Source organism: Achromobacter sp. ACM04, from assembly GCF_014851465.1.
In the GTDB taxonomy this organism is placed as follows: Bacteria; Pseudomonadota; Gammaproteobacteria; order Burkholderiales; family Burkholderiaceae_B; genus Achromobacter; species Achromobacter aegrifaciens.
In genome coordinates this window covers 236,433-252,495 of sequence record NZ_JACUZS010000006.1, presented here as the reverse complement: position 1 = coordinate 252,495, position 16,063 = coordinate 236,433, and the positions used below count along the sequence as shown (strand labels likewise).

The following is a 16,063-nucleotide window of genomic DNA, read 5'->3' as shown; positions in this document are numbered from 1 at the left end:
TTAGTCGTTGGCTAGGGATTCGTCGTCCGCAAGCATTTCCTGCGGCCGCTTCTCGACGCGCACCAGCGCGATGCGGCGGCCGTCCATTTCCAGGACTTCAAAGCGGAAATGCTCATGGTGGATCTCGTACTCGCAGACGTCGCCCGGCTTGGGCAGGTGCCCGAAGCGCGACAGCAGGTACCCCGCCAGGGTTGAAAAATCCTGGGCGTCATCGACCAGGCCCTCGGTTTCCAGCACCTGCTCGACATGGTGCAGATCAGCCGCGCCGTCGATTTTCCAGGTGTTCTCGCCGTCGGCGACGATGTCGGGAAGCTCATCTTCGTCGGGGAATTCGCCGGCGATCGCCTCGAACACGTCGATCGGCGTCACCAGGCCCTCGATGGCGCCGAACTCGTCGGCCACCAGCACCAGCTGGCCGCGCGAACGCTTGAGCGTGTCCATCAGGCGCAGGATGCCGATGGACTCGTGCACGATGATGGGGTCGCGCAGACGGTTGCGGCGCACCCTGCCCTCGGTGATCAGGTCGGCCACCAGATCCTTGGCGCGGCCGATGCCCAGCACCTCGTCCAGGGAACCCCGGCAAACGGGGAAAAAGCTGTGCGGCGCCTCGGTCAACTGGCGGCGGATGGTTTCCGGGTCGTCGTCGATGTTGATCCACGACACGTCCGTGCGCGGCGTCATGATCGAACGGATCGACCGCTCGGCCAGGGTCAACACGCCGCTGACCATATTGCGCTCCTCGACCCCGAAAGCCGGGATGGCCGGGCCGTTCGCGCTGGGCAGGTCGGGTTCGTCGGCAGGCGGACGCTTGCCCAGCATGCGCAGCACGGCGGAAGCGGTACGTTCGCGCATCGGCCGGCGCGCATCCAGCTTGAGCAGGTTGCGGCGCGCCACCTGGTTGAGCGCCTCGATGGCGACCGAGAAGCCGATAGCCGCGTACAGGTAGCCCTTGGGCACCTTGAAGCCGAAGGCTTCAGCCAGCAGCGAAAAGCCGATCATGAGCAGGAAGCCCAGGCACAGCACCACCACCGTGGGGTGGGCGTTGACGAAGCGCGTCAGCGGCTTGGACGCCAGCAGCATGATGCCGATGGCGATGATCACGGCAATCATCATGATGGCCAGGTGGTCCACCATGCCGACCGCGGTGATGACCGAGTCCAGCGAGAACACCGCGTCCAGCACCACGATCTGCGTGACGATCACCCAGAAGCTTGCGTACACGCGCGGCCCCGATGAGCCGCCGTGCTGGGAGCCCTCCAGGCGCTCATGCAGTTCCATCGTGCCCTTGAACAGCAGGAACAGGCCGCCGATCATCAGGATCAGGTCGCGGCCCGAGAACGACAGCGGGCCGATGGAAAACAGGGGGGTGGTCAGCGTGACCAGCCATGACATGACCGACAAGAGGCCTAGACGCATGATGAGCGCCAGGCTCAGGCCCATGATGCGCGCGCGGTCGCGTTGCGCAGGGGGCAGCTTGTCCGCCAGGATGGCGATGAAAATCAGGTTATCGATCCCCAGGACGATCTCAAGGACGACCAGGGTAAGCAAGCCGACCCACGCAGTAGGGTCCAGCAGCCACTCCATCAGGAGCTCCAGAAGTTACACGACCGGTAATCGTACATGGAAAATCCGTGACACGCCGGTGACGAACCCCGTCCTTATGCCTGAGGCGCACGCGGTTTAGGCCTGTAGAACCAGGACATCCGGGGTCTGGCGCCATTGCCGGAGCGGACAAAAAAAAACCGGCTTGCAGCCGGCTTTCAGGTCCAGGACAGCCAATCAGTCGCTGAGCTTGAGCGTGCCCTTCATCATGGCCCAGTGGCCCGGGAACGAGCAGAAGTAGGCATAGGCCTCGCCCGGGGTGAGCTTGGAAACGTCGAACGTAACCGAATCCGACTCGCCGCCGCCGATGACCTTGGTGTGGGCGATGACGCGGGTGTCTCCCGCCTTGACGTAATCCTGCGGCAGGCCGGCGTTCATGCCGTCGGTGGCCACGGCCGTCTTGTCGGCTTCCTTGGTCAGCACCCAGTTGTGGCCCATGGCGACCTTGGCCATTTTGCCGACGTGCTTGAGATGCACGGTGAATTGCTTGCAGCTTTTGTCGACAACCATTTCCTTCAGGTTGTACTGCATGGCGTCGTTGCTTTCTATGGTTGCTTCGCACTGAGCGGCCAACGCGGGCAGGCTGGCTGCGGACAGGGCGATGGCGAGGGTGGCTTTTGCCAGCATGGAGATTCTCCGTAAACGTTGGCGGCTCTTCCGACACGCGCGAGGCACATGCCTAGCGTCGCTGCCGCCACGCACAAGTCTATGGCGCAGCGCAAAGCGCGCTATTGACCGGCATCAATAGCGCCTCGTTCAACCTCTCCAAAACGGGGATATCCCCTACAAAACGCAGGGGCATTGCCTCCGCACGGTCCGCGCGCGTACGCCGATTGACAAACCGCAATACGACCGATGCCAAGCATTCTTAGGATGCCTGCAAACAAACACAATCAGCAGAGTACGAAAATGCAAGGCAGCACAGCGGCGGGGCGCGGGTTCAGTCGGTACAAGTGGTTCGTGCATGCAGTCTTTCTTTTCTTGCTGCTGCTGTGCTCGGGGGTCTTCAGCGCCGCTCAGGCCCAACGCCTGCCGGATTTCCTGGGTAGCATCCCCATCGGACAGATCTTCCCCGGCGCGGACCGCGCCGACCCGCCCGCCGGCAAGCCCATGGTTGCCAAGGTGTATGCGGGCGCGCGCCAATTGGGCGTGGTCTATCTGACGTCCGACGTCGTCAACACCCGCGGCTACTCCAGCAAGCCCATCGACGTGCTGGTCGGCCTGGCCAATGACGGACGCATCGTCGGCGCGCGCCTCGTGGAGCACCACGAGCCCATCGTGCTCATCGGCATTCCGCAGTCCAAGGTCGACCATTTCATCAGCGGCTACGTCGGGCTGAACTTCGTGGACTCCCCTCCCCGCCATGGCGCCCCGCCGCCCGTGGACATCATCAGCGGCGCGACCGTCACGCTGATGGTGATCGGCGACAGCATCACGCGCTCGGCCATCGCCGTGGCGCGCGCCCATGGCATCGACAAGACCGCCACGGTGGCGCCGTCGGCCGCGCCCGTTGCCGCCCGCGTCGTGGACGATGCGCGCGATGCCGTCCAGTCCTGGCAGGACCTGCTGGATGCCGGAGCGGTGCGCAATCTGCGGCTGAACCCGGAGGACGTGAACCAGGCCTTCCGCGCATCGGGCAGGAACGACGCCGCAGCCAATACAGAAGGCAGCACGGACGCGGACGGCTTCATCGACCTGTACGCCGCGCTGGTCAGCGTACCCGCGATCGGCCGCAGCCTGCTGGGCGACACGGAATGGCAGCGCCTGAAGGAAAGGCTCAAGCCCGGCCAGCAGGCCGTGCTGGTGGCCGGCAACGGCGCCTACTCGTTCAAGGGCTCGGGCTACGTGCGCGGCGGCATCTTCGACCGCATCGAGATCATCCAGGATGAAAGCAGCTTCCGCTTCCGCGATCGCAATCACCAGCGCCTGGCCGACGTGGCCGCGCAGGGCGCGCCCGCGTTCCGCGAGGTAGCCCTGTTCGTCGTGCCCGAGGACGCCGCGCTGGATCCGGTCGCGCCCTGGCGCCTGCAGCTGATGGTGCAACGCGTGCTCAGCGTCAGCGACAAGGCCTTCGTGACCTTCGACCTGAGCTATGAATTGCCTGCGGCCTATACCCGGCCGGTGGCGGGCGCGCAGGCATCCGCCGCGCCCCCGCCGACTGCCGATCAAGCCGCCCCGGCCCAGACTGCGCAGGAAGAAGACGCCGCGCCCGCGCTATGGAAACAGATCTGGCGCGGCAAGGCCGGCCAGGTCGCCGTGCTGACGGTGGCGCTGCTGGTGCTGGTGGGCGTCTTCTTCTTCCAGGACCAGCTCGCCAGCCGTCCGCTGCTGCACGACCGCCTGCGGCTGGCGTTCCTGGCGTTCGCACTGTTCTGGATCGGCTGGTACGGCCAGGCCCAGCTCTCGGTGGTCAACGTGCTGACTTTCTTTTCGGCCATGCGCAGCGACTTCCGCTGGGAGTACTTCCTGATGGACCCGCTGGTGTTCATCCTGTGGTGCGCCACGGCCATCTCCATGGTCTTCTGGAACCGCGGCGCCTTCTGCGGCTGGTTATGCCCCTTCGGCGCGCTGCAGGAACTCAGCAACCGCGTCGCCCGCCGCCTGGGTGTGCGCCAGCTCAAGATCAGCCACGGCGTGAACCAGCGCCTGTCGACCCTGAAGTACGTAATCTTCCTGCTGCTGTTCGGCTTCTCCTTGTACGACCTGGCGCTGGCCGAACAGTTGTCCGAGGTCGAACCCTTCAAGACCGCGATCATCCTGCGCTTCATGCGCTACTGGCCATTCGTCGCATTCGCCGCGGCGCTGCTGGCCGCCGGCCTGTTCGTGGAGCGCTTCTTCTGCCGCTATCTCTGTCCGCTGGGGGCCGCGCTGGCAATCCCTGCGCGGCTGCGCATCTTCAACTGGCTGCGCCGCTACCGCGACTGCGGCAATCCCTGTCAACGCTGCAATCTCGAATGTCCGGTACAGGCGATCGACCCCACCGGCGAGATCAATCCGAACGAGTGCATCCAATGCCTGCACTGCCAGATGCTCTACCACCACGAACAGAAGTGCCCACACCTGATCCAGAAGAAGGCCAAGCGGGAGCGCCGCCGCGCGCCCGCCGCCGAACCCGCCGAGCAGGTCATCGTCATGCACCGCGCGCCGAATCCGAATAGCGAACCTGGCGCCTGATCCCGCTTTCCGCACCGCGGCGCCCGGGGCGCCGTCCCTACCAAGGAGTTATCCATGTCAGACAAGAATCCCGACAAGGCCGGCCTCACCCGCCGCAGCTTCCTCGGCACCGCAGCCATCACGGGCGCCGCCGGCCTGGTGGCCGGGGCGCAGATCTCCACCGCCCACGGCAAGGATGCAAAGGGCGGCGCGAACGGCGTGCTGGGCCACGTCGCGCCCGGCGAGCTGGACGAATACTATGCCTTCAATTCCAGCGGCCAGTCGGGCGAGGTGCGCGTGCTGGGGCTGCCCTCCATGCGCGAGCTGGTGCGCATCCCGGTCTTCAACCATTGCAGCGCCACCGGCTGGGGCCGCACCAATGAAAGCCGCAAGATCCTGACCGAAGGCCTCACGCCCGAAACCCGCGAGTACCTGAAGGACAAGGGCGGCGTCTTCATCAACGGCGACGCGCACCACCCGCACCTGTCCTTCACCGACCGCACCTACGACGGCCGCTATCTGTTCATCAACGACAAGGCCAACAACCGCGTCGCGCGCATCCGCCTGGATGTAATGAAGACGGACAAGATCACCGAGCTACCCAACGTCTCCGGCGTGCATGGCCTGCGGCCGCAGCGCTACCCGCGCACGGGCTACGTTTTCGCCAACGGCGAGCACATCATCCCGCTGCCCAACGACGGCAAGGTGACGGACGATCCCAAGAAGAACTTCTTCGCCATCTACACCGCCCTGGACGGCGACACCATGAAGGTCGCCTGGCAGGTGCTGGTCGACGGCAACCTGGACAACGGCGACGCCGACTACCAGGGCAAGTACTCGTTCTCCACCTGCTACAACTCGGAGAAGGGCGTCACGGTGGAAGAAGCCTCGGCCAACGAGCAGGACTGGGTCGTGGTGTTCAACATCAAGCGCATCGAGGAAGCCGTCAAGAACGGCGACTTCAAGATGATGGGCGGCGTGCCGGTCGTCGACGGACGCCACGGTTCCAAGTACACGCGCTACATCCCCGTGCCGAACTCGCCGCACGGCTGCAACGCCGCGCCCGACGGCATCCACCTGGTGCTCAACGGCAAGCTCTCGCCCACCGTCACGGTGCTGGACGTGCGCACGCTGGACGATCTGTTCGACGACAAGATCAAGCCGCGCGACTGCGTGGTGGCGGAGCCGCAGTTGGGCCTGGGGCCGCTGCACACGGCGTTCGACGGCCGCGGCAACGCCTACACCACGCTGTTCATCGACAGCCAGATGGTCAAGTGGAACATCGACAAGGCAAAGCGCGCCTACAAGGGCGAAAAGGTCGACCCGATCATCCAGAAGCTGGACGTGCACTATCAGCCCGGTCACAACCATTCGACCATGGGCGAGACCCGCGAGGCCGACGGCAAATGGCTGGTGTCGCTGAACAAGTTCTCGAAGGACCGTTTCCTTAACGTCGGCCCGCTCAAGCCCGAGAACGACCAGCTCATCGATATTTCCGGCGACGAGATGAAGCTGGTGCATGACGGCCCCAGCTTCGCCGAGCCGCATGACATGTGCCTGGTGCACCGCTCCAAGGTCCATCCGGTAAGCGTCTGGAAGCGCGACGACCCGATGTGGGAAGACGCCCGCCAGATGGCCAAGAAGGACGGCGTTTCGCTGGACGATGCGGCCAAGGTCGTGCGCGACGGCAACAAGGTGCGCGTGTACATGATGGCGGTCGCGCCCATGTTCAGCATCAAGAAGTTCGAGGTCAACCAGGGCGACGAGGTCACCGTGGTGGTCACGAACATGGAAGTGATCGAGGACCTGACGCACGGCTTCACGCTCGAAGGCCATGGCATCGCCATGGAAATCGGGCCGCAGGCCACATCCTCGGTCACCTTCACGGCGGACCGGCCGGGCGTGTATTGGTACTACTGCCAGTGGTTTTGCCACGCCCTGCACATGGAGATGTCCGGCCAGATGGTCGTCCATCCCAAGAAGACCGCGTAGCGCATATGAAGCTCGCCGCAATCCTTGGGATGAGCGCAAGCAGGACCGCCGGCGCCGCGCTGCTGGCGGCCGCCGGGCTGGCGCTGTCGGGCGCGGCGGCCGCGGCGACCGTGGAGATCGCCGCGGCCGCCGACCTGACGGCGGCGATCGCCTCTGCCGCGGCCGGCGACGTGCTGCGGCTGGCGCCCGGCTCCTACGCCGGCGGCATCGTCATCGACAAGCCCCTGACGCTGGAAGGCCCCCAGGACCGTTCGGCCGTCATCGCTGGCACGCGCCAGGGGCGCACCGTCTGGGTCACGGCCGCCGACGTGTCGCTGCGCAACCTGACCGTCACGCGTTCCGGCCTGAGCCTGTCCGACATGGACGCCGGCATCTTCCTGGACCGCGAGGCGCACCGCGCGCTGGTGGAGCGCAACGACGTCCTGGACAACCTGGTCGGCGTGCACGTCTGGGGGCCAGCCGACGCTACCGTTCGCGGCAACCGCATCGTGGGCAACAAGGAGCTGCGCGTGGCCGAGAGAGGCAACGGCGTGACGCTGTGGAACACGCCAGGCACGCGCGTGCTGGACAACGACATATCCGCCGGTCGCGATGGCATCTTCGTCAACACCAGCAAGCTCAACACGTTCAGCGGCAACCGCTTCCACGACCTGCGCTACGCGGTGCACTACATGTACACCAACGATAGCGAGATCAGCGGCAACGTATCCACTGGCACCGACATCGCCTACGCCATCATGTATTCGCACCGGCTGGTGGTGCGCGACAACGTCGCGCTGGACAGCCAGGAGCAGGGCCTGATGTTGAACTACGCCAACCATTCCACGATCGCCAACAACACGGTGGACCGCGCCGGGAAATGCGTGTTCATCTACAACGCCAACCGCAACACCTTCCTGGACAACCATTTCTCCAACTGCGACATCGGCGTGCATTTCACGGCCGGGTCCGAAGGCAACCGGATCTCGGGCAACGCCTTCATCAACAACCGCAACCAGGTGAAGTACGTGGGCACGCGCACACTGGACTGGTCGGTGGACGGGCGCGGCAATTACTGGAGCGACAACACCGCGTTCGACCTGGACGGCGACGGCATCGCCGACACCGCCTACCGGCCGAACGACGTGGTCGACCAGTTGCTGTGGCGCGCGCCGGCGGCCCGCATCCTGCTGAACAGCCCGTCGATTTCCATCGTGCGCTGGGCCCAGTCGCAGTTTCCCGCCATCCTGCCAGGCGGCGTGATCGACAGCGCCCCGCTGATGCAGCCTCCGCCCACCGCAAGCACCAAGGAATCCCCATGAGCACCGACCTGGTGGCGCTTACCGGCGTCAGCAAGCACTATGGCGCGCATCAGGCCATCGACGGCCTGGACCTGCAGCTGCGCGAAGGCGAATGCGTTGCGCTCGCCGGACACAATGGCGCCGGCAAGAGCACGATGATCAAGCTCATCCTGGGCCTGATACGTCCCACCCGCGGCCGCGTCGCGATCTTCGGCCAGGACGCGCACAGCCCCGCCGCGGCGCGCCTGCGCGGCCGGATCGGCTACCTGCCCGAGACCGTGGCGCTGCATCCCTCGATGACCGGCGAGGAAACCCTGGCGTTCTACGCCAGGCTCAAGCGCCAGCCGCTGTCGGGCAACGCCGCGCTGCTGGAGAAGGTCGGCATCGCCGGCGCCGCGCGCCGCCGCGTGGGCGGCTACTCCAAGGGCATGCGGCAGCGCCTGGCGCTGGCGCAGGCGCTGCTGGGCCAGCCCCGCGTGCTGCTGTTCGACGAGCCCACCACCGGCCTGGACCCCGCGTCGCGCCTGATGTTCTACGACATCGTCCACGAACTGCGCGCGGCCGGCGCCACGATACTGCTGAGCACGCACGCCCTGTCCGAACTGGCCGGCCATGCGGACCGCATCGTCGTGATGAAGGCGGGAAAAAAGATCGCCGACGGCGCGATGTCGGCGCTGCGGCGCTCCACCGGGCTGCCCATCCGCATCCGTCTGACCTTTGCCGATGCCAGCGCGCCGCCGCCCGGCGGCGATTGGCGCCGCATCGATGCCGGGCGCTTTGAACTGGCCTGCCCCGAGAGCGGCAAGGTCGAAGCGATCCGCGGCATCGGCGCACTGTCGTCGGCCATCGCCGACCTCGACATCCAGGTCCCGGGCCTGGACGACATCTATGCACATCTGCTTGAACGGGAAGACGTATGAACGCGGTATGCACCATCATCGGCAAGGAAATCCGCGACGGCCTGCGCAATCGCTGGGTGCTGGCGACCGCCCTGCTGCTGGCCGCGCTGGCGCTGGCGCTGGGCCTTTTGGGCAGCTCGCCCACGGGCACCGTCAAGGCCGAGCCGCTGACCGTCACGGTGGTCAGCCTGTCCAGCCTGTCGATCTTCCTGGTGCCGCTCATTGCCATGCTGCTGGCCTATGACGCCGTGGTCGGCGAGGTCGACCGGGGCACGATGGCGCTGCTGCTCAGCTACCCGGTTTCGCGCGGCCAGGTATTGATCGGCAAATTCATCGGCCACCTGGCCATCCTGGCGCTGGCCACGGGCGCGGGCTACGGTTCCGCCGGGCTGGCGCTGCAATGGGCCTACGGCGGCCTGGACCCCAGCGCCTGGCAGCCGTTCGCCCTATTGATCGGCGCCAGCGTGCTGCTGGGCGCGAGCTTTCTCGCCATGGGCTACCTGATCAGTTCGCTGGTGCGCGAGCGCGCCACGGCCGCCGGCATCGCCGTCGGCGTCTGGCTGTTCTTCGTGGTGATCTACGACATGGCGCTGCTGGGCGTGCTGGCGGCCGACCAGGGCCGCCACGTCAGCCCCGGCCTGCTCAACGCGCTGCTGCTGCTCAACCCGTCCGACGTATACCGCCTGCTCAACCTGACGGGCTTCGAGAACATTTCGCTGTACGCCGGCATGGCGGGCGTGAGCGACCAGGCCAGCCTGCCGCTCGCCGCGCTGGTCGCGGCGCTGCTGCTGTGGATCGCCGTGCCGTTCCTGCTGGCGACCGCGGCTTTCAGGAACAAACCGCTATGAAATCCCTGCGACTCATGCTGGCCGCCTCCATCGTGCTGCTGGCCGCGGGCTGCGGCAGCGGCGCCGCGCCCGAAACCGCGCCTCCGCCGCAGGCCGTGACGACGGAGTCCGTCGGCCATTACTGCGGCATGGCGCTGAGCGAACACAACGGTCCCAAGGGACAGATATTCGTCAAGGGGCAGGCCGCGCCCGTGTGGTTCTCCTCGATCAAGCAGGTCTTCGCCTACACCCTGCTGCCCGAAGAACCCAAGGGCATCAGCGCCATCTACGTCAACGACATGTCCACCGCGGGCGCGGGCGGCGCGCCGGACCCGGCGGCCTGGATCGACGCGCGGCAGGCGTACTACGTCATCGAAGGCCGCTACATCGGCGGCATGGGCGCCGAAGATGCCATCCCCTTCTCCCGCCGCGACCATGCGCAGGCTTTCGCCGATACCCACGGCGGCCGCGTCGTCACCTTTGCCGACGTGCCGGAAAGCTATGTCTTCGCCCAATAGCCCGCGCCTCTACAGGCCTATCGCCATGAACCCTACCCGCCGCCGTTTCATCGGCATCGCCGCCGCAGCCAGCGCGCTGGCACTGGCCCCCGTCGCCGCGCGCCGCGCCGCCGCCTCGATTGCACCCGTCACCTGGCAAGGCACGGCGCTGGGGGCCGATGCCGAGCTGCGTCTCTACCATCCCGACGCCGCAGCGGCCCAGCGCCTGATCGCGCAGTCCTTGCAGGAACTGCGGCGGCTGGAAGCCATCTTCAGCCTCTATCGCGACGACAGCGCGCTTTCGCGTTTGAACCGCCAGGGCTTCCTGGACAATCCGCCGGCCGACTTGCTGCGGCTCTTGAGCGAAAGCCGGCGCTACAGCGAATTGACCTCAGGCATGTTCGATCCCACCGTGCAGCCGCTGTGGCAGCTGTATGCCGAACACTTCTCGCAGCCCGGCGCCGCCGCCGACGGTCCGCCGGCCCAGGCCATCGCGCAGGCGCTATCGCGCGTGTCGCATGCCGACGTGATGCTGGACGACAGCCGCATCGAACTGCTGCGGCCCGGCATGGGCATCACGCTCAACGGCATCGCCCAGGGCTACATCACCGACCGCATCACCGATCTGCTCAGGCGCGGCGGGCTGGAACGGGCGCTGGTGGACATGGGCGAAATACAGGGGCTGGACGGCAGCGCTACGCCGCAGCCCTGGAAGGTCGGCATCGCCGACCCGCGCGACCCGGCGCGCCTGCTCGCAAGCGCCAGCATGACGAACCAGGCCCTGGCGACTTCCGGGGGCTATGGCACCGCCATCGACCCCGGGGGCCGGTACACGCATCTGTTCGATCCCCGCACCGGCCGCGCGCGGCCGCGATACCTGAGCGTGTCCGTCATGGCGCCGTCCGCGACCATGGCCGATGCCCTATCGACGGCTTTCTCGAACATGCCGCTGGAAACGACGCAGGCGGTGGTGCGGGAGCTGGGGCTGCGCGCGTGGTTTGTGGCGGAGGATGGGCAGTTGGTATTGCAGGGTCAGGCCGGCTGAGCCTGCGCCCGCGCATGAAAAAACCGGCCATGGGCCGGTTTATTTCATTCTGGCGGAAGCGTTCCGCTTCAAGCTGCCGAAGGCGGATTCAGCGAGGACAGCATCTGCGTGAAGATCTTGGGGCTGGCGGCCAGCACGTTGCCGCTGTCCATCCAGCCTTGCTCGCCGTCGAAGTCGGCCACCAGGCCGCCGGCTTCCAGCACCATCAGGCTGCCTGCAGCCAGGTCCCAGGCCTTCAGGCCCACGCCGCAGAAGCCGTCCAGGCGGCCGCAGGCCACGTAGGCCAGGTCCAGCACGGTGGAGCCCAGGCGGCGCACGCCGGTGCTGCCTTCGGCCATCTGGCGGAAACGCGCGGAGCCTTGTTCCGGATCGCCGGAGTTGGGCCAGTGCGCACCCAGCAGGGCCTCGTGGTAGCGGGTACGGCCCGAGACGCGCACGCGGCGGTCGTTCAGGAAGGTGCCGCTGCCACGGCTGGCCGTGAATAGTTCATTGCGGGTCGGGTCATAGATGACCGCCTGCGTGACCTGGCCGCGCTGCGTCAGCGCGATCGACACAGCGTAGTTGGGCAGGCCGTGGATGAAGTTGGTGGTGCCATCCAGGGGATCGATGATCCACTGGAATTCCGCCTGGTCGGGGCCTTGCAGGCCGAATTCCTCGCCCAGCACGGCGTGGTCCGGGTAAGCCGCGCGCAGCGTCTCGACGATCGACTCCTCGGCGGCGCGATCGACTTCCGTGACATAATCCCGCGGCCCCTTGCGAGCCACGCTGAGTCGTTCCAAATCCATGCTGGCACGGTTGATAATGGTGCCGGCACGCCGGGCCGCCTTGATGGCGATGTTGAGCATCGGGTGCATAAAATTCCGTACGAATGCGATGAGTTGGCTTGATGATAGGCCGCTTGCCGCCCCCCCGGTCCGCCGTTCCCCGACAGGGGGAAATCGACCCAAAAAACCAGGAAGGCACTAAGCCAAACGTGCCATTTTAAATGACTCAAGCATTTTCACGTGTTCGCTTCGTTATGGTGAACCCCAGCCACCCCGGAAACGTGGGTTCGGCGGCCCGCGCCATCAAGACGATGGGCTTCTCCGAACTGGTTCTGGTCGAGCCTAAATTTCCAGATGTAACAAGCCAGCCGGAGGCCGTGGCGCTCGCCAGCGGCGCGCTGGACGTGCTGGAAAATGCCCGCATCTACGGGTCCCTGGAAGAAGCGCTGGCCCCGGTCACCATGGCATTCGCGCTGACCGCGCGGGTACGCGACCTGGGCCCCCCGCCCTGCGACATCCGCCAGGCGGCCGAACTGGCCCGCGCCCACCTGGGCGAAACGGCCGAAGGCGTGGCCGCCGTGGTGCTGGGCACCGAACGCGCCGGGCTCACCAACGCCCAGATCGCGCTGTGCCACCGCATCTGCCATATCCCTGCCAACCCCGAGTACAGCTCGTTGAACGTGGCCCAGGCCCTGCAGCTGGCCGCCTGGGAGCTGCGCTACGCGCTGCTGGTGGACCAGGGCGCGGCGCTGCTGCCGGCCTCCACCGCGCAAGAGGCGCCGCGCGGCGCGGCGCCGGCTTCGGGCGAGGCAGTGCAGGCCTTCCTGGCGCACTGGGAAGAAGCGCTGGTCGGCGTGCAGTTCCTGGATCCTGCCCACCCCAAGAAGCTGATGCCGCGCATGCGGCACCTGTACTCCCGCCTTGCGCTGAGCCGCGACGAGGTGGACATGATGCGCGGTGTCTGCACCGCCATGCTGGCCACGGCGCGCCGCAACGGCGGGGCAAAAAAATAGGGGCGCAGGCTTACGCCTGTCCCCCAGCAAGGTTTGCCGGGCGGCTTGCCGCCCGGAAATCGAACATCAGTCCACCTTGGCGCCCGAGGCCTTGACCACGGGGGCCCAGCCTTCCACTTCCGACTTGATGAACTGGCCGAATTCGGCCGGCGTCGTCTTCACGCCCACGGCGCCCAGCTTCTCGAAGCTGAGCTGCACTTCGGGCTTGTCCAGGGCCTTGACCATGGCGGCGTTGAGCTTGTTCACGACTTCCGGCGGCGTGCCGGCGGGCGCGATCAGGCCGAACCACGAAGACACGTCGAAGTTGGCGAAACCGGATTCCTTCATGGTCGGCACGTCAGGCGCGCTCTTGGAGCGTTCGGTCGTGGTCACGGCCAGGGCGCGCAGCTTGCCCGACTGCACGTGGGGCCAGGCCGACGGCATGTTGTCGAACATGAACTGCACCTGGCCGCCGATCAGGTCGGTCACGGCCGGCGCGCTGCCCTTGTAGGGCACGTGCAGCACGTCGATGCCGGTCTGCATCTTGAAGAGCTCGCCCGCCATGTGGATGGACGTGCCGCTGCCGGACGAGGCGAACGCCAGCTTGCCGGGATTCTTCTTGGCGTAGTCCACCAGTTCCTGCACCGATTTCACGGGCACTGTCGGGTTCACCACCAGGATGTTCGGCACCTTGGCGCCCAGCGCCACCGGCGTGAAATCCTTGGTCAGGTCGAAATTGACGTTCTTGTACAGCGTCTGGTTGATGGCACTGGTCACGGCCACGAACAGCAGCGTGTAGCCGTCGGGGTCTGCGCGCTTTACCTGGTCGGTGGCGATATTGCTGCCGGCGCCCGGCTTGTTCTCGACCACGAAGGACTGGCCGAGGCTTTCGGTCAGCTCCTTGGCCATGATGCGGGCGATCACGTCAGTGGTGCCGCCGGCGGAAAAACCGACCACGATGCGGACGGGCTTGTCGGGATAGGCGGCATGGGCCGAACCCATTGCGAATGCGCTTGCGGCGGTAGCCAGAAGGGTGGCGGCAATGCGCCGCAGTCCAGGCTTTTGACCTGTAGTCATAGAGTCTCCGTGCAGGTACTGTCCATTGAATGGACGATTTGAATTGTTCGATGCAGCATTCTGAGCTATACACATGCACTGCATCAAGGTAGAGTCCACAGCACGGACAGTGGTTTTCCCTTGAATATTCCGTAATAACCCGAGTTTTCAGAGATTTTCATGCAAGATAGCGACGCCGCGGCCGCGGGCCCACGCACATTGCGGCGCGGATTGGCCGTCCTGGCCGCCCTGCGGGACCAGGGCCCTGACGGCCTGAGCGTGACCGATATCGCCCGCCTCACGGGCATACAGCGTCCCACCATCTACCGCCTGCTGGCCGCCCTGCTGGATGCCGGGCTGGTGCTGGCCGTGACCGGCACCAAGAAGTACCGCGCCCAGTTGGCGGTGGACCCGGACACGCGCTCGCGCGACCCGCGCGTGCGCCAGCTGCTGCCCGTGCTGCGGCGCCTGGCCGATCGCACCGGCGACGCGGTATTCCTGGTAGTGCGCGAAGAGGACGACTCCATCAGCCTGCATCGCGAGATCGGCAGCTATCCGGTGCAGATCCTGGCCACCTACGCCGGCAAGCGCCAGCCGCTGGGGGTGGGATCGGGCGGCATGGCCTTGCTGGCCGCCCTGCCCGACGACGTTGCGCGCGGCATCGTCGAGCGCAACTCGGGCCGGCTGGACGAATACGGCGGCATGACGCCGCAGGAAATGTTCCGCCTGATCGAAAACACCCGCGCCCGCGGCTATTCCGTGGTGGGCAACCACGCGGTGCGCGGCGCGCTGGGCGTGGGCTGCGCGCTGCTGGACGCGCAGGGCGCGCCTATCCTGGCGGTCAGCGTCACGGCCATCATCGACCGCATGCCGGCCCAGCGCCAGCGCGAAATCGCCGGTTGGATCAAGAACGAACTGGCGCGCCTGTCCATGCAGGCCTGAGACCTGCTTGCCTCCGGCAAAAAAAAGGGGCGCCCAGCGGGGCGCCCATTGTCATTCCAGGGAAAGCCGCCTGCTTCAGGCCGCGGCTCCCGGCTTGGCGTTCTGGATCTCGCGCATAGGGATCGGCGGCTGGAAGCCCGCGTCTTCCAGCGACTTGCGGATGTCCTGGTACAAGCCCCAGCGCAGGTCCCAGTACTTGGCCGACTCGGTCCATACCCGCACGTTCACGACCACGCCGTTCTCCTTGTAGTCGACCACCTTCACCAGCGGCTCGGGATCCTTCAGCGTTTCCGGGCGTGCGTCGACGATGGCGCGCAGCTTGGCCACCACCACTTCCAGGTTGTCGCCATAGCGCACCGGCACCGGGATATCCAGGCGACGCGTCTTGTTGCGGCTGTAGTTGGTGATCGTGGCGTTCCACACCGTGCTGTTGGGCAAGGTCAGATGGATGCCGTCGACCTGGATCAGGCGCGTCAGGAAGAGGCCGACCTCTTCCACCGTGCCGTCCACGCCGGTGCTGAGCGCCACGTATTCGCCCGCGCGTATCGGGCGCAGGATCAACAGCATGATGCCGGCGGCGATGTTCTGCAGCGTGCCTTGCAAGGCCAGGCCCACGGCCAGGCCGGCTGCGCCCAGCACGGCGATCAGGCTGGCCGTCTGCACCCCGAAACGCGCCAGCACCGCAATCACGGTGAAGATGCGCACCGTCCAGACCACCGTGCTGTAGAACATGGGCACGATGGTCGGATCGATCTTCTTGGAGCGCGTCGCGGCGCGGCGGACCCAGCTGCCCAGCAGCGACGACACCCACCAGCCGATGATGAGGATCAGCAGCGCAACCGCCAGATTGAGGCCCAGGTCAACCAGCTTGGGAGCCCAGGCGTTAAATTCTTTCAAGGCTTCTTCCATGGATACTCCTGCGGAAAAGTTGAGGCCGCGCAGCGTCCCGGCAACGGACGCCTGGCGGCCTGAAAAAAGCAGCCGAAAACTTTATCAGATGGCGCTTGCGATAAG

At 66.2% G+C, this 16,063-nt stretch carries 14 protein-coding genes; 9 read left to right on the top strand and 5 right to left on the bottom strand.

Going from position 1 to position 16,063, the window contains the following annotated elements:
- Both IB259_RS29610 and azu read right to left on the bottom strand, forming a co-directional pair.
- On the bottom strand, positions 1–1,584 hold the full coding sequence (locus tag IB259_RS29610) for a TerC family protein (protein ID WP_054453178.1): 1,584 nt from the start codon (positions 1,582–1,584) through the stop codon (positions 1–3).
- Positions 1,585–1,779: 195 nt separating this feature from the next.
- Positions 1,780–2,229 (bottom strand): azurin, encoded by a 450-nt coding sequence (gene azu, locus IB259_RS29605; protein WP_054453180.1) that lies wholly within the window; start codon positions 2,227–2,229, stop codon positions 1,780–1,782.
- Between the two features lie 282 nt (positions 2,230–2,511).
- On the opposite strand from azu, the gene IB259_RS29600 reads away from it, so the two are divergent.
- From IB259_RS29600 to IB259_RS29570, 7 genes are read left to right on the top strand one after another with little or no spacing between them, the layout of a single operon-like run.
- Positions 2,512–4,776 (top strand): NosR/NirI family protein, encoded by a 2,265-nt coding sequence (locus IB259_RS29600; RefSeq protein WP_225596976.1) that lies wholly within the window; start codon positions 2,512–2,514, stop codon positions 4,774–4,776.
- A gap of 54 nt (positions 4,777–4,830) precedes the next feature.
- On the top strand, positions 4,831–6,747 hold the full coding sequence (gene nosZ, locus IB259_RS29595; RefSeq protein ID WP_054453182.1) for a TAT-dependent nitrous-oxide reductase: 1,917 nt from the start codon (positions 4,831–4,833) through the stop codon (positions 6,745–6,747).
- 29 nt (positions 6,748–6,776) lie between these two features.
- Positions 6,777–8,048, top strand: coding sequence for a nitrous oxide reductase family maturation protein NosD (locus tag IB259_RS29590; RefSeq protein WP_225590523.1), 1,272 nt, complete (start codon positions 6,777–6,779; stop codon positions 8,046–8,048).
- Positions 8,045–8,947, top strand: coding sequence for an ABC transporter ATP-binding protein (locus tag IB259_RS29585; protein ID WP_054453189.1), 903 nt, complete (start codon positions 8,045–8,047; stop codon positions 8,945–8,947). The genes IB259_RS29590 and IB259_RS29585 overlap by 4 nt, the downstream gene beginning before the upstream one ends.
- Positions 8,944–9,774 carry an ABC transporter permease gene (locus IB259_RS29580; protein ID WP_054453191.1) on the top strand — a complete coding sequence of 277 codons (831 nt, stop codon included), beginning with the start codon at positions 8,944–8,946 and terminating at the stop codon, positions 9,772–9,774. Before IB259_RS29585 ends, IB259_RS29580 begins: the two co-directional genes overlap by 4 nt.
- Positions 9,771–10,271 carry a nitrous oxide reductase accessory protein NosL gene (locus IB259_RS29575; RefSeq protein WP_054453193.1) on the top strand — a complete coding sequence of 167 codons (501 nt, stop codon included), beginning with the start codon at positions 9,771–9,773 and terminating at the stop codon, positions 10,269–10,271. Before IB259_RS29580 ends, IB259_RS29575 begins: the two co-directional genes overlap by 4 nt.
- Before the next feature lie 25 nt (positions 10,272–10,296).
- Entirely contained in the window at positions 10,297–11,295 is a 999-nt protein-coding gene (locus tag IB259_RS29570; protein ID WP_192330915.1) for an FAD:protein FMN transferase, read from the top strand.
- Between the two features lie 68 nt (positions 11,296–11,363).
- On the opposite strand, the gene IB259_RS29565 is transcribed toward IB259_RS29570, so the two are convergent.
- A complete protein-coding gene (locus IB259_RS29565) occupies positions 11,364–12,149 on the bottom strand; it encodes an inositol monophosphatase family protein (protein WP_054453195.1) in 786 nt (261 codons plus the stop codon).
- 131 nt (positions 12,150–12,280) lie between these two features.
- Here IB259_RS29565 and IB259_RS29560 point away from each other — a divergent pair, with 131 nt between their 5' ends.
- Positions 12,281–13,072 carry an RNA methyltransferase gene (locus IB259_RS29560; protein ID WP_119450064.1) on the top strand — a complete coding sequence of 264 codons (792 nt, stop codon included), beginning with the start codon at positions 12,281–12,283 and terminating at the stop codon, positions 13,070–13,072.
- Between the two features lie 66 nt (positions 13,073–13,138).
- Here the strand turns inward: IB259_RS29560 and IB259_RS29555 are convergent, their stop codons facing one another.
- Positions 13,139–14,128, bottom strand: a complete 990-nt coding sequence (locus tag IB259_RS29555; RefSeq protein ID WP_054453198.1) for a tripartite tricarboxylate transporter substrate binding protein — start codon at positions 14,126–14,128, stop codon at positions 13,139–13,141.
- A gap of 159 nt (positions 14,129–14,287) precedes the next feature.
- Between IB259_RS29555 and IB259_RS29550 the strand changes: the two genes are divergently transcribed.
- Entirely contained in the window at positions 14,288–15,049 is a 762-nt protein-coding gene (locus tag IB259_RS29550; RefSeq protein ID WP_054453200.1) for an IclR family transcriptional regulator, read from the top strand.
- Between the two features lie 75 nt (positions 15,050–15,124).
- On the opposite strand, the gene IB259_RS29545 is transcribed toward IB259_RS29550, so the two are convergent.
- Positions 15,125–15,958, bottom strand: a complete 834-nt coding sequence (locus tag IB259_RS29545; RefSeq protein ID WP_054453202.1) for a mechanosensitive ion channel family protein — start codon at positions 15,956–15,958, stop codon at positions 15,125–15,127.
- Positions 15,959–16,063: the final 105 nt, after the last annotated feature.

What these genes read in the sequence shown, in the direction of transcription:
- IB259_RS29600 (WP_225596976.1), top strand. Translation starts at nt 2,512, where the DNA reads ATGCAAGGCAGCACAGCGGCGGGGCGCGGGTTCAGTCGGTACAAGTGG.
- IB259_RS29570 (WP_192330915.1), top strand. Translation starts at nt 10,297, where the DNA reads ATGAACCCTACCCGCCGCCGTTTCATCGGCATCGCCGCCGCAGCCAGC.
- nosZ (WP_054453182.1), top strand. Translation starts at nt 4,831, where the DNA reads ATGTCAGACAAGAATCCCGACAAGGCCGGCCTCACCCGCCGCAGCTTC.
- IB259_RS29565 (WP_054453195.1), bottom strand. Translation starts at nt 12,149, where the DNA reads ATGCACCCGATGCTCAACATCGCCATCAAGGCGGCCCGGCGTGCCGGC.
- IB259_RS29545 (WP_054453202.1), bottom strand. Translation starts at nt 15,958, where the DNA reads ATGGAAGAAGCCTTGAAAGAATTTAACGCCTGGGCTCCCAAGCTGGTT.
- IB259_RS29610 (WP_054453178.1), bottom strand. Translation starts at nt 1,584, where the DNA reads ATGGAGTGGCTGCTGGACCCTACTGCGTGGGTCGGCTTGCTTACCCTG.
- IB259_RS29555 (WP_054453198.1), bottom strand. Translation starts at nt 14,128, where the DNA reads ATGACTACAGGTCAAAAGCCTGGACTGCGGCGCATTGCCGCCACCCTT.
- IB259_RS29590 (WP_225590523.1), top strand. Translation starts at nt 6,777, where the DNA reads ATGAGCGCAAGCAGGACCGCCGGCGCCGCGCTGCTGGCGGCCGCCGGG.
- IB259_RS29580 (WP_054453191.1), top strand. Translation starts at nt 8,944, where the DNA reads ATGAACGCGGTATGCACCATCATCGGCAAGGAAATCCGCGACGGCCTG.
- IB259_RS29560 (WP_119450064.1), top strand. Translation starts at nt 12,281, where the DNA reads ATGACTCAAGCATTTTCACGTGTTCGCTTCGTTATGGTGAACCCCAGC.
- IB259_RS29550 (WP_054453200.1), top strand. Translation starts at nt 14,288, where the DNA reads ATGCAAGATAGCGACGCCGCGGCCGCGGGCCCACGCACATTGCGGCGC.
- azu (WP_054453180.1), bottom strand. Translation starts at nt 2,229, where the DNA reads ATGCTGGCAAAAGCCACCCTCGCCATCGCCCTGTCCGCAGCCAGCCTG.
- IB259_RS29585 (WP_054453189.1), top strand. Translation starts at nt 8,045, where the DNA reads ATGAGCACCGACCTGGTGGCGCTTACCGGCGTCAGCAAGCACTATGGC.
- IB259_RS29575 (WP_054453193.1), top strand. Translation starts at nt 9,771, where the DNA reads ATGAAATCCCTGCGACTCATGCTGGCCGCCTCCATCGTGCTGCTGGCC.